This window comes from Ignavibacteria bacterium, from assembly GCA_017303675.1.
GTDB lineage: Bacteria > Bacteroidota > Ignavibacteria > Tepidaquicellales > OLB5 > OLB5.
Genome location: JAFLBX010000002.1, coordinates 1,448,563 through 1,461,488, shown reverse-complemented (window position 1 = coordinate 1,461,488; position 12,926 = coordinate 1,448,563). Strand labels below are relative to the sequence as shown.

Annotated in this window: 11 protein-coding genes and 2 tRNA genes; 2 read left to right on the top strand and 11 right to left on the bottom strand. The window is 36.3% G+C overall.

Features of this window, described 5'->3' with window-relative positions; translation table 11 throughout:
- Window position 1: 1 nt before the first annotated feature.
- Together J0M37_15815 and J0M37_15810 are read right to left on the bottom strand one after the other, a co-directional pair.
- Window positions 2-2,323: a polysaccharide biosynthesis tyrosine autokinase gene (locus tag J0M37_15815; GenBank protein MBN8586554.1), complete on the bottom strand. Its 2,322-nt coding sequence runs from the start codon at window positions 2,321-2,323 to the stop codon at window positions 2-4.
- Window positions 2,324-2,338: 15 nt separating this feature from the next.
- Window positions 2,339-2,857, bottom strand: coding sequence for an SLBB domain-containing protein (locus tag J0M37_15810; protein ID MBN8586553.1), 519 nt, complete (start codon window positions 2,855-2,857; stop codon window positions 2,339-2,341).
- 235 nt (window positions 2,858-3,092) lie between these two features.
- On the opposite strand from J0M37_15810, the gene fabD reads away from it, so the two are divergent.
- Together fabD and fabG are read left to right on the top strand one after the other, a co-directional pair.
- Window positions 3,093-4,016 carry an ACP S-malonyltransferase gene (fabD, locus tag J0M37_15805; GenBank protein MBN8586552.1) on the top strand — a complete coding sequence of 308 codons (924 nt, stop codon included), beginning with the start codon at window positions 3,093-3,095 and terminating at the stop codon, window positions 4,014-4,016.
- A 13-nt stretch (window positions 4,017-4,029) separates the two neighbouring features.
- Window positions 4,030-4,749 (top strand): 3-oxoacyl-[acyl-carrier-protein] reductase, encoded by a 720-nt coding sequence (gene fabG, locus J0M37_15800; protein ID MBN8586551.1) that lies wholly within the window; start codon window positions 4,030-4,032, stop codon window positions 4,747-4,749.
- A gap of 14 nt (window positions 4,750-4,763) precedes the next feature.
- Here fabG and J0M37_15795 read toward each other — a convergent pair whose 3' ends face one another.
- From J0M37_15795 to J0M37_15755, 9 genes are all read right to left on the bottom strand, one after another.
- Window positions 4,764-5,117 carry a DUF309 domain-containing protein gene (locus J0M37_15795; GenBank protein MBN8586550.1) on the bottom strand — a complete coding sequence of 118 codons (354 nt, stop codon included), beginning with the start codon at window positions 5,115-5,117 and terminating at the stop codon, window positions 4,764-4,766.
- A 7-nt stretch (window positions 5,118-5,124) separates the two neighbouring features.
- Window positions 5,125-5,670, bottom strand: a complete 546-nt coding sequence (locus J0M37_15790; protein ID MBN8586549.1) for a DoxX family protein — start codon at window positions 5,668-5,670, stop codon at window positions 5,125-5,127.
- Between the two features lie 50 nt (window positions 5,671-5,720).
- Window positions 5,721-5,794: transfer RNA gene (locus tag J0M37_15785), tRNA-Cys, on the bottom strand.
- A 62-nt stretch (window positions 5,795-5,856) separates the two neighbouring features.
- Window positions 5,857-5,929, bottom strand: a tRNA-Gly gene (locus tag J0M37_15780).
- 70 nt (window positions 5,930-5,999) lie between these two features.
- On the bottom strand, window positions 6,000-8,843 hold the full coding sequence (locus J0M37_15775) for a PD40 domain-containing protein (protein MBN8586548.1): 2,844 nt from the start codon (window positions 8,841-8,843) through the stop codon (window positions 6,000-6,002).
- 462 nt (window positions 8,844-9,305) lie between these two features.
- Window positions 9,306-10,202 carry a hypothetical protein gene (locus tag J0M37_15770; protein ID MBN8586547.1) on the bottom strand — a complete coding sequence of 299 codons (897 nt, stop codon included), beginning with the start codon at window positions 10,200-10,202 and terminating at the stop codon, window positions 9,306-9,308.
- 152 nt (window positions 10,203-10,354) lie between these two features.
- The gene (locus J0M37_15765) at window positions 10,355-11,356 is read right to left on the bottom strand and encodes a DUF4065 domain-containing protein (GenBank protein ID MBN8586546.1); all 1,002 of its coding nucleotides are present in this window, start codon (window positions 11,354-11,356) and stop codon (window positions 10,355-10,357) included.
- Between the two features lie 45 nt (window positions 11,357-11,401).
- Window positions 11,402-11,749 (bottom strand): hypothetical protein, encoded by a 348-nt coding sequence (locus tag J0M37_15760; protein ID MBN8586545.1) that lies wholly within the window; start codon window positions 11,747-11,749, stop codon window positions 11,402-11,404.
- A gap of 136 nt (window positions 11,750-11,885) precedes the next feature.
- Entirely contained in the window at window positions 11,886-12,911 is a 1,026-nt protein-coding gene (locus J0M37_15755) for an HNH endonuclease (protein ID MBN8586544.1), read from the bottom strand.
- Between the last annotated feature and the right edge of the window lie 15 nt (window positions 12,912-12,926).

Sequence of the window (12,926 nt, the reverse complement as noted above, 5' to 3'; positions counted from 1 at the left end):
ACTAGTTAGGTTTAATTATCTTTTCTTTCTGGGTGCCATTGGTACTTACACCGTTTGTAGATTTACCGTTCGTACCTGATGCACCTTCTTTACCTTTTTCTGAACCGTAATAATAATAGTAATATTTATAATAACTTCCGTATGTTGCCTGGTAATCAAAGTTGTTAAGTATTACTCCAATGAACGTATCATTGATTTTGTTCAGAGTATCAATTGTATTAACCAAAAGGTCAAGCCTTGTTTTACTTGCTAAGCTTACCACCACAGTGCCATCAACATATGATGAAAGAAGCTCAGCATCTGTTACAGTGGCAAGCGGGGGAGAGTCAATTAAAATATAATCATATTTAGGCTTCATCATATTTAAGAAGGTCTGCATATGCTTTGAGGCAATAAGCTCTGCCGGATTTGTAGGAATTGTTCCGCATGTCATAATATGAAGGTTTGGAAATGCTGTCTCTCTGACGGCTTCTTCAATTGTGACAGTTCCGAAAAGGTAATCGCATAACCCGGGGTAACGTTTCATATTAAAGATATTGTGCATCCTCGGTTTTCTGAAGTCACAATCTAGAAGCAATACCCTTGAAGATAAAGCAAAGCTCGCAGCGAGGTTGGATGATATGATGGTTTTTCCTTCCCTGGGAATGCTGCTAGTGATTAAAATTGTCTTTATCGGTTCAGGTTCAAGCTTCGAGAACTGAAGTCTTGTTCTTAACGTTCTGAAAGCTTCTGCAGGTACTGAATCAGAATTATATGCTAATACAAGCTCCTGTTCAGTATGTGTGTGCCTTCCTGCTTTAGGTTCGCGCATAAATGTAGGAACCCATCCGATAAGAGATATTCCGATGTTTTCAAGATCTTCCGGTGATTTGACTGATACATCAAGAATATTTCTAAGTAATGCAAAACCGTAACCTAAACCCAGGCCAATAAGCAATCCTATAGTTATGATCAAAAATCTGTTGGGTTTGCTTGGTGCTTTCGGAACTTTGCCGTAATCAATAATTTTTACATTATTTGGCTGAGATTCCTCATTTATAAGCGCTTCCTGGTACTTCTCTAAAAGCATTAAATAAACTTTTTCATTAGCCATTCTTTCACGTTCAAGATTGGCATATTCAATGCTTTGGGCAGGGAGTTTGTTGAATTTTTCCTGGTACTTGTTTAGATATCCTTTTAATAATCCTTCACGGATCTTATTCTGATTGTTCAGTATCCTGGTCTCAAAATATTTGTTCGAAAGGCTTCTCAGCTCTTCAGGTGTATTTGATTTTGCCCCATCCATCAGAACAGTGAGCTTTTCGTTTAGATTCTTCTTCAGCTCAGCTATTTTTTTATCTGTTTCAATGAGGGATTTGTTGTTTTTCAGATATTCTTCATTTCCGGTTTTAGCAAGATCCCTGGTGATTTCCAGTTTTGCTATCTGTGTCTGAAGCTCTGATACATATGGATCAGTTATCTTGCTTTCAAAATAGTCGGTTGATTTGGGGTCATATTTATCCAGCTCTGACTTTATATCTGTGAGAGCTTTATTTGTTGACTGAAGGTCTATCAGCGCTCCGTTGTAGCTGCCTTCAATGCCAGAGAGCTGATTGATAATTGAATTTGCCTGGGCATTAAGCTCAACTACATTTTCTGTTCTTAAAAAATTTGTAAGCTTGTCTTCCGTCTGTAGGAGTGAATTGTACTTTTCCTGTACCTGCTTTTCAAGAAATTCACGGTTTAATGTTAAATGTCCGCGGTTGTATTTCATTGAATAATCAGCGTAAGCTTCTGCATAGCAGTTAGAAATTAAAGCAGCTTCCTGGGGTGAAGGACTTTCAGTCTTGATGCTCACGATATCAAGCCCCCTTTTTTGTGATATTTCAGTAACAGCCTGAAGTACATTTGCTATCTGGTTCTTGCTTTTTGGCTCAGTCGGATTTTCAGGGTTTACAACAAGCAATGAAAATGGAATTTTACCTTTTAAAACCTGGAATGAGTCAAGCAGCGAAGCTGCGGTTTTTTCGCGGATAGCGAAAGATTTTAAAATTTCAACTTCATTGTTAATGTATCGTTCCGGAAGCTCACCTTCTATATCGCTGAAAATTTTATTTTCAAGAACATTTTCCTTTGGTTTGGCAAGCCTCATTGAAGAAGCAGAAGCGTAAATATCTACCTGTGAATATGCGTAAAAATATGAAACGATCAGTCCCACGGCAAGGCTTAACAATATAGGTACCTTGTTCCTGAGTATCAGGTTGAAATAAAATCTGATACTGTGAGATGATTTTATATTGGAGTCTATGCTGCTGAACGCTTTTCCGTTTGACTGTGATTCCATATTCTTTTATAAAATTTAATTCCTTGAAATTGTGATAAGCAATGTCGCAATTGAAACAATTGATGTAATAATTGGTACGTATATCTGTAAATAATCCCTGAATGTATATCTTTTTTCTCTTAATACTACCACTACATCACCCGGCTGCAATACAGGGTTTGGTTTGGTTTTTGTTGAAACCTGGTCTTCCCAAAGCAGATCTTCGTAATTGATCTTTATTACAGTTGGTTTTTTTGCAGGATCATTCATATCTCTTAAGATCCTTATATCTTCCAGATTTGAATCTTCGATCGGGCCCCCGGAAAATGTAAGAAGATCCAAAAAAGTTGTATTAACAGGTACTCTGTACCTTCCGGGATACCGGATAAATCCCCATAAATTTACTTCCATATTTACCCCGGTCGGGTCACTAAGATCGAAGACCGAAACTGTAGCATTCTTGCTGGATAATCCAAGAATAAGACTGCTATCGATCTGTGAATGTGTTATACCGGAAACTACGAGAATAAAAAACAGACCAACTAATAATTTCATTAAATTTCACCCAAATTTTTAGGAAAATTACAAATATTTATATTATTTGCAATACTATACACCGTATTAAAATAATGATTTTTTGCCGCTTTTACAAAGCTATAATAACTCATTGAATTTAAGTTAAATTACTGAATTACCGTAAAATATATAAAACTTATTTTTTGAAAGTTTTTTCAATATTTTGCTTTATTTGGATTTTGTGATTTCTAATTTTCGGGTATATTTGCAGATTATGAGTATAGCATTTATTTACCCGGGTCAGGGATCCCAATATGTTGGGATGGGACAGGATTTATACGATAATTACCCTGAAATTAAAGAGCTTTATCTGCAGGCTAACGAAATACTTGGAATAAACATAGCAGAAGTTAGTTTTTCAGGACCTGAAGATAAACTTAAACAGACATTTATAACCCAGCCTGCAATTGTTACACATTCCATTGCAGCAACTAAGCTGGTTAAAAATATTGAACCGCAATATACCGCAGGACATTCCCTGGGGGAATTTTCTGCACTAATAAAGGCCGGGGCATTGAGCTTTGAAGACGGCTTAAAGCTGGTTCAGCTTAGGGGTGAACTAATGCAGAAAGCCGGCGAAGAGAATAAAGGAACAATGGCTGCAATTATCGGCCTTGATACCATAAAGATAATTGATGTATGCCGCGATGCCTCTGAATTTGGCATTGTACAGGTTGCCAATTTTAATTCCCCGGGGCAGATAGTTATTTCCGGCTCAGTCGAAGGTGTCCAGCAGGCGATGAAGCTGGCTAAAGAACGCGGTGCAAAAATGGCAAAAGAGCTGGTTGTGCACGGGGCTTTTCATTCACCGCTGATGGAATCAGCAAAAGAAGATTTTGAAGTTGCCCTTGATTACACTGAGTTCAGGAAAGTTAAAATACCTGTATACACCAATGTTCATGCAAAACCGATCACACAGGATACGGATCTTGAATTCATAAAAGAAACACTTTATGACCAGCTTACTTCATCTGTAAGATGGGATGAAAGTGTGGTGAATATGATCAATGACGGCGCTAAAGAATTCATTGAGCTTGGTCCCGGTAAGGTTCTGCAGGGATTAATAAAACGTATAAATAATACTGTAAATATTCGCGGTATTGATAAAGCTGCTGATGTTGAAGCATTAAATAATTAAACAAAAACAGGAAATGTTCGAAAATAAAATTGTTATTGTTACCGGCGGTTCAAGAGGGATCGGTAAATCTATCGCAAAAAAGTTTGCTTCACTTGGCGCGAAAGTTACAGTAACTTATAAGAATTCTGTAGATACTGCAGTATTCGATTCACTGGGAATTAAATATCATCAATGTGATGCAGCAGATACAACAGCCGTTCAGGCGTTTGCTGACGGTATAATAAAAGAACACGGAAAAATTGACATACTTGTAAATAATGCAGGTATGACAAAAGACGGTTTGCTAATGAGAATGAGTGAAGCTGACTGGGATAGTGTACTTGATACAAATGCCAAGGGAGTATTTAATTTTACAAAGGCTGTTACCAGGCAAATGATATCACAGAAACAGGGCAAAATTGTCAATATCAGCTCTGTTGTTGGCTTAACAGGTAATGCAGGTCAATCAAATTACGCGGCATCAAAAGCTGCAGTAATTGGTTTTACGAAATCAATTGCCAAAGAGCTTGCTTCCAGGAACATTAATGTGAACTGTATAGCTCCCGGTTATATTGATACTGATATGACAAGCAAACTTAATGATACTGTTAAGCAGGGTATTTTACAGTCTATACCTATGAAGAGGATAGGTGACGGCAATGATATTGCCAATGCCGTAATGTTCCTCTGTTCAGATGAATCATCATACATTACCGGGCAGACCCTTTGTGTTGATGGCGGCATGGTAATGTAATTTAGGGTTTAATATTATAATAAGTTTATACGGGGAAGTCTTTTGGGGACTTCCTTTTTTTTAAGCCTGTTCAAAATATTGAGGAGCTGTTTCTTAAGTATTGGTATATCAACTCCCATAAAAGGTTCCTTGTACTTATCAAGTTTGTTCATGGATTTTTCAAGCTGCAGTACAGTGCCTTTAAAATTGTTCTTTTTTGTAAGATGATAAAAAGCGGTTGCTGCATGAAGTAACCCCTGGTAAAAATCCCTGGCATCGCCTCTTTCATCAAACCAAATATCTTCAAGGATCTCATGGCATTCGAAATAATCTTTATTGTTGAATTTATTAACAGCAGCAATCAGCCTTGAACGGTGATATGCGCTCATAGGGTATTTAGTTTATAATTTTTTCATCCTGCTTAGTCTCAATATCATCAGCAGGCTTTTCAGATATAATTTCTGCAGTTACCACAGTTTTGCCTTCCGTGATATTTTTATCAACAGGGCCTATTGCATTCGGTTTTTTCTTTTTCCTGTCCAGCAAAGCATCAAAGCTAATTATACCGGCACCGGCAAAGAGTGTAACTAAAAAGCAAACAAAGAACAGAAGATCTTTATTGAACGGTATTCCTTCAGTAGGGAAGAGGCCGCGTGAAGCTATTTTCACAAGTGATATGAGTGCAAGAGTAAAGCTGGTAACCGGAGTAAAAAAACCCATGATATAAAGTCCCCCGAAAATTATCAGAAGAAAAGGTGTAATAAAGCCAATAATGAAAGCAGTGTTTTCACTGAAGAAATGAAGAGCTTTAACTTTGTTGATATAATCTTCGATATTGCTTGCCTGCATTATTCCTAAGGATAAAATATAAGTGCCAACAACTAAGCGGATAAGCAGCAATCCAATGGATGGTTTTCCGTGGGCTTTAAAAAATAAACTCATATTAACGGAGTTTAATTTATGGAAATTTTATATGAACGATAAAACAATTGAGGCGACGATCGGATTCGAACCGATGAATAAAAGTTTTGCAGACTTTCCCCTTAAGCCACTTGGGTACGTCGCCAAGTTAATGTAATTGCCTTACTTAGGCAAAAAAAGCCTTAAATTGCATTCAAGGCTTTAATGAGCGGGAAACGAGACTCGAACTCGCGACTTCAACCTTGGCAAGGTTGCGCTCTACCAACTGAGCTATTCCCGCTTGTATGATATGCAATTATAGCATTTTTACTGAAATATTTCAAGGAACACATTTATACACAAAATTTTGCCTAAAAATCCCACCCAAAGAAAAATTGCTGAAATATACCGCTTTGGAAATGTTTCAGATTGTTTTCGACCCTTTTGCCTATATCATAACGTAAAGCTATTATGTAAAACAAATTAATACGCATGCCGATTCCAACACTGGCTTTTGTTTCCCCGTACTCCTTATCCCATGCATTACCGATATCAACAAATGCTGCGCCGCGGATATATGGAAAGAAAAAGTTTATGCCGAACGGAAACCTGATATCAACAAGATCAACAAGGGGGAAACGAAGCTCATTGCTGATAACAAAAGCTTTTTTACCTCTTAAGCCGAAGCGCGGCCAGCCTCTCAGATCCCAGCTACCGCCGATAGCCCAGCGGCGGGCTTCATCGCCTTCGTTCATTAAGTAAGCGAAGCGGGAGCCAACAGCTACCGTATTGCTTAGCCTTGTATATCTGCGGTAATCAAAAATGAATGTAAAATAATTCACATTGCCGAACTGTATATCTGTGGTATAGCCTAATGTAACATTCAGCCTGCTGCCATCAAGCGGGCCTGTTGGACCCCAGATAGCATTATCTTTTGTATATGCAATAGAATTAGTAAGAAGCAGGGCGCGCCTGTTAACTTTTTCTTCGGTTACGCTGCGTTTGCTGTTTGCAAGTGATATACTCGCATCTATTCTTCTGAAAAAGGATAAAGGATAGCTTAGAGCAAAATATCCGCCGAAAGTTCTTTCAAAATACGAGAACGCATCTCCGTAATCATACCTTCTGCCTGATAAATGGAAAATGCCGTAAGCGTAGTTTAAACGCTGGCCCCTTGATACTTTTGATATAGCAACATTAAAGCTCTTAAAAAATTCATCGCCTGATTCTGAGTTATTATACACCAGGAAGTAATACTGGTCATTTCCAAGAAGATCGCTCATTGCAAGAATTCCTCCTGCGGTTGCACCAAAAACAGGATCTGCTGAAATGTTAGTGGTCGCAATATCCAGTGTATATTCTTTTTTGTATTTAAGCGCGTTCCTTTTTTCTATGCCTTTGAGTTTACTGAAAGACCACATCTTTTGGGTATCACCAAAAAAAAGATTACGTGTTGTTACCGGTGAATCAATAAGCTTAGGAACGTCATCCATCAGCCTTACGGAGATCCCGCCTTTTTCGTAAACTGCAAAAACAAGCTGATCATCTCCTGCCCAGCGCGGATCAAAGCTTGATGTAATGAAATTTGTGATCTTTTGAGTTTTGCTGCTATCAGCAGTTATAGCAAGTGAGCCATCAGGCTGTGCGGTTTTGACAAGCTTTGTTATCCATATATTCTGAAGGCCTCCCGCAGTAGAAGTATAAACCACTTTATTACCGTCAGGCGATATCTGCGGAGAAAAATCAACCTGGCTGCCTGTTGTTAAATAACTTATCCTTTTGCTCTGTATATCATAAGTGAACAGGTTGTAGTTATTATCCTGCCCGGCATAAGTCCTGTCTGAAGAAAACACAATAAATTTTCCATCGGGTGAAATATCGGGATCCCTGTCATCATAATAATCATTTGTTAGCCTGGTAAGTGATTTATCGGTGAGGCTGAAAATATAAAGATCGCTTTTTCCTCCTTTATCAAGCGCCGGGAAAACAAGGCTCATCCCGTCAGATGTAAAAGAAGGTGAGCCTATCTGTATCAAGCCATCAAAATGATAGCTAGATATGAGCTTTTCAAGCTTTACATCATAAAAATGCAGTGCATCGGATTCGCCTGATTTTGTTGCGAATGCAAGCAAACCTTTTGAGGAAATATCCATACCGGTCCTGAAAAAATGAAACTCTTCAAAATCTTCAGTGCGTTCACCTTCAATAACCGTTTCAACTTTGCTTTTATTTTTTAAATTGACCTTAAAAATGCTTGTATAGCCTGAAATATTACCGATGAAAAATACTTCTTCTTTATTCCCATCCTTATAATACGCCGGTTTATGGCCAAAGCCGCCTGTGAAAACAGGCTTGGTTTTCATTAACGGAGAGTCTTCAGTTGAGATCTGCGGGAAATATTTCTTTTTTAAATTGAAGAGGTACTCATAATCAAAAGCTTCGTAATCCTTCCCGATGGTTTTTTCCATCACCACAGAAAAATCATCGCTCATCCATATATTTTCTATAAGAAGCAGAATTTTTTCTTTACCGTAATTTTCGCCTATATACTGCAGTACATTTTGGCCGAACTTGTACATAAAAAATGTTCCGTAAAATCTTTCCCAGTCATCCAGTCCTACCATGTATTCGTTCATTACAGCATCTTTTATTACCATCTCTGCCGTAGCGTCCCAATCAGTGCTCCAGTATTCAGCAAGTCCTTCGGTGAACCATAGCGGCATTTGGCGCTCAGCCGGCTGGCGGTGCAGCCGCAGTATATTGGCAACTTTTGCCACCATGAATACATGGCAAAGCTCATGGCGAATAACATGTTTAAAATTGCCTAAAGAACCATCGAAAGGAATTACAACCCTGCCTTTAATGAATTCAAAAAAACCGCCAACTCCGTCCGGTATCAGGCCGGGAGTTGTATTGGTTTCGCGGAAGTGTGTTGGAGTTGCATAAAAAATTATAGGGACGGTATCAATAAGCGAATAGTTAAAATTCTGCTGATGTATTTTGTAGGATTCTTCAGCGTATGCTGCGCCTATTTCAGCCAGCTCTTTCATTTCGGGGTAATAATATATCTTAAAATGTTCGGTAGAAAGTGTATGCCACTCAAAATCATTATACTGGACCTTATTTCTGCCAAAACCAACGTATTGAGCATTAGATATATCACTTAAGAGCAAAAACAGCGCTAAGATGATCCCGGTAAATTTTACTATCAGCATATCCATAAAATATTGTTTCAAATGTTGAAAATCAACGGAAAATTTAGAAATTATTAATTTTAAAAATGATTACTTATAAAGGCAAATTTGTAAAAAAGGAATTTGTTTTCTGGTCAAAGTTCAAATGAAAAAGTATCATAATTTAATTTATTGGTATTTTGAATGATTAGAATTTCTAAAAATTCATATTTTTTTTTTAATTGTTGACCGATTAGAATGCGGATCCTGAGCTGTTTTGTTAAGAATTCCAGCTTTCACATGATTTTGGAAAGGCTCTTTCCAGTCGTTGAACGATTAGAAAATCTAATGTTTGACCCCCTCCAGTCAATCGCACCGGTGGTGCGATTGACTTTCTCCCCCTTCATAAGGGGGAGATACTTTAAGTCCTTTTCTTACCAAGGGAGGGGATTCAGGTCTACGACTCTTCGAGTCGCAGACTCGCAGAGAGAGGTCTTATAACACTCATTTTATACTTCTGTCTTTTATAAACCGCACAACATCTTCGCGGGATGTTTCGGGTGAAAAATGGCACACCGCATCCATAATATCGTCAAGGTTATAACCGCCTTTTGAAGAATTATCAGCTTTTACCTGCGATGTTTGAGCAAGGCTTTTGCGGATATACTCAAGTTGTTTCAGCTCGCCCGGTGCAATATAAATTCCTTTACTGAATTTATATGTTTTATTAAAAAGAACAGTTTCTATGTAAAGCCTCAAAATTTCATCTTTGCTTTTTCCCCCGGTTTCACCGGAAGCAGCAAGGGTATTAAAAAAGCTTTCAACAATGCTTTTATGTACATCAAATACGTTTCCTTTGATATCTATCTTAATTGGCCGGTCATCGCTGATCTTTTCAATATGTGAGAGCCTGTAAAAGAATTTACGAATGTTACCTTTAAACTCAACCGGTTCAGCGGGTGATGGCTTTGAGGGATCATTTCCTGTATACCGGTGCTCAGCTTCGGTTTGAGCCAGATTTGGTTTTATCACTTTTATAACTTTACCGGCGGAGTTAATAATTTGTTTGACTTTCTTAAGCCTTAAGCTTGAATAACTGAAGCCAAGCTCAACTTTCATAAATTTTTTAATGAAATCTATGGTTTTACCCTTTTTGAGAAGCATGTTTACAGTATCAACTTCTTTACGGCTGATATTTACTGTTCTGCCTTTTGGTTCGTAATCTTTATAAAAGCCGGGTTTATCCTTAGCAAGCTCGTTATAAACGGTAGCTTTGGAAATTCCGTGTATCTTCATAATGCTTTCAAATAATTTTTTGTACTGCGGGGTACCTTTTGCATTGGCAAATGTTTTAAGAAGAAGAATATCATCGTGAAGCTGCTGGTTGAAAGGTTTTGGCATGGCTGCTTAGGGTTTATTTTATAAAAGGTTAACGCCCTATGCATAGGGCAATTACGCAAATATAATATATGCTGATTGCATATGCAAGGGGTGAAATAGTTGTCTTTTGGCAGAATATAGCGTTTTTACCTGCTAAAGGGGATTTTTAATGTTTATATACTTAATAATGGTGCGTATTTCTGATAACTGATATTGCCTTTATCTGCAATATTATCCTTCCAGCCTGTCTCGTTATGACTTAGGTCTATCAATTCCTGTGTTTTCTTAAACTTGAAGTCTTTACTTATTTGTGTTAATATTTCTATTTCATCATTGCTGAATAAAGTACTGTCAAAATCTCTTATCGGAACAAACTTATCTACTTCTTTATCACCAAGATTACAAGTTTTATTCTCTACGTATTCTTCCTCCCACAATTCGCCAAACAATCTTTTATAATTATCCAGGACAGGTCCATTTTCTATCGCGCTATATGAATAACCGCTTATTGGACTGCCCAGTAATTTAAAACTAAGAAAATCTGAATAGAATAAATATTTATTTAATCTTACAGTAAAAGCTCTTTCGTTTTCTTTTAAAAAGAAGACGATCATGTTCGCCAATTTTGCAAAATGACGAAATGAATATCCAGTAAACTGATCTATTTCGTTGCTGTAATTCCTTAATAAACTCTTTAGGATTTCTTTTTCGCTTTTATTTTGAATGCCTACTCCAATAAATTTAAGATCATTTATTTCTCTATCAGAAAAAAGTTTGGATTTTTCTGCAAGATCAATGAAGTTATCGGGATTTGTAATCAAATCTAATGTCCTTGCATTTGATTTGCTTGGTATTTCACCTTTTTCATAATTTCTGTAAACATTTTCGCCAAAGCCTAATACTTCACTCATTTTTACGGGAGTAATACCATACTGTTCACGCAATTGTTTTATCTGTTCAGGAAATAAAATATTGTTTTTTTCCCTGTATTGGTTATACATTTGTTTTAATGTCAGGTCAGTTGCCTCCGAAGTTGTGAATTCTTTTTTTGTTTCATCGCAAACATAATAATAATCATAAACATCAAATTCTTCTTTACGGAATGACATTTTTTTAGGTGTAACATGCAGCACCGCATTGCAGTCTGCAAACGGACTTTCTATAGTCTTTTTCATTTTGTTGCTTTCTTTATTTGTCCTTTTTTTTGAGCAGTATTGAACCTATGCCAGCGGGAATTTCATTTCATATTCAGCAAAATGAAATGAAATTAAAATACACGGTTTACCCGATAAACCATAATTTATTTTAATGTAAATCTGTTTAGAGGATATTTCTGTACCGAACTCCCAATAATCGCCGCTATTTTGAGCATCAGTAACCGGACCTCTAAAATAATTTTTGTATGTTAACTTGTTAATTTCATCAATATAAAAGGATTTAGAGCTCAGGATCTCCAGCTCAGCCAGTGTTTCAAGATTCTTTTCTCTTCTTTCAATTACCATATCAAATGTAGTGATCTTAGTTTTCAAATCACTTAAAAATCTCTCAACCTCAACTGCCGTAGCCATTTACCTCCTGATACTATTGATACAATAATACAATATTTAACTTAATTTGTCAAGAGAAAAGTGGGAAAAACGGTAATAATTTCAATTATTAGCTAGTAAACACACTTTAAAGTTGTTACCTTGTTTAGATTTAGTATTAAATTCGAGCTAATTTCTTAAATTGAATAATACTAATTGTTTCTACATTTTTCATTGACATAAATTTATGAATTGCTCTATGACAATCAGGACACAAAACCGCATAATCTTCTCTCTTTGGGATTTTTGCAATTTCCCAATATTTAATGGGTAATATGTGATGTGCTTCAAAGATTGATTTACCATGAATATTATATTTTCTATTTTTATTGATATTGCAGCCCTCACATTTCGTTACCCCATGTTTAACTTTATTTATGTTTTTTCTATTACGGTTAACAATTATTTTTTCCAATTTTTCGTGAGTAATTGTTTTCTTTCCACCTTCCGGGTCAAGTGCAGTTGAGAGTTGTTGTGTGGGTTTTTTATTGAATGATTCCCAAATTAATTTCGCAAAAGAAAAAACATCTAGCGATTTATCTCTATGCTTATGAATAAATTTTTGTAATTCCATTCTATTGGTTTTTCGATTAAAGTTGTTATCCTTAACCTGTTTTGATGCATACAGAAGTAAATCTTTATCAAAAAAAGGATAATAAATTCGTTTTGGAGAAAGTAAATATACAATTTTCCAGCCAAATTCTGGATTTATCCTTCCGATTTTATTTATATCTAACTCATATTCAATTGTATCACGATCATTATTAAAAATTGCTTTTGCGAGTATATTAATTTTATTGTGTATTTCCTTATAGGCCCTGGCAGAGGAATTTTCGTCAAAAACTTTTCTCCAGGAGTACATACCATTTGATATATATTGAGATTTTTTCTTATATCGTTTTAATTTCTTAGGTTTAAAAATTCCAAACTTAAAGGAACCACCGCCGCCTATGCCGGAAATTCCACCAAGACGTTTTGTTTTCTTTTCAATCCAATAACAGAAAGTATCTCTGCTTTTTGTGCCTAACACATATTCATTAATTTTCAGTTTCTTTATTTTATTAATTGTCCATCTTTCACGGCAATCAAAAAGTAATTCTTTTAAGTAATTTATTTCTTCGTTATCAAGTTTTATTTTTTTCATAATATAAATTCTATT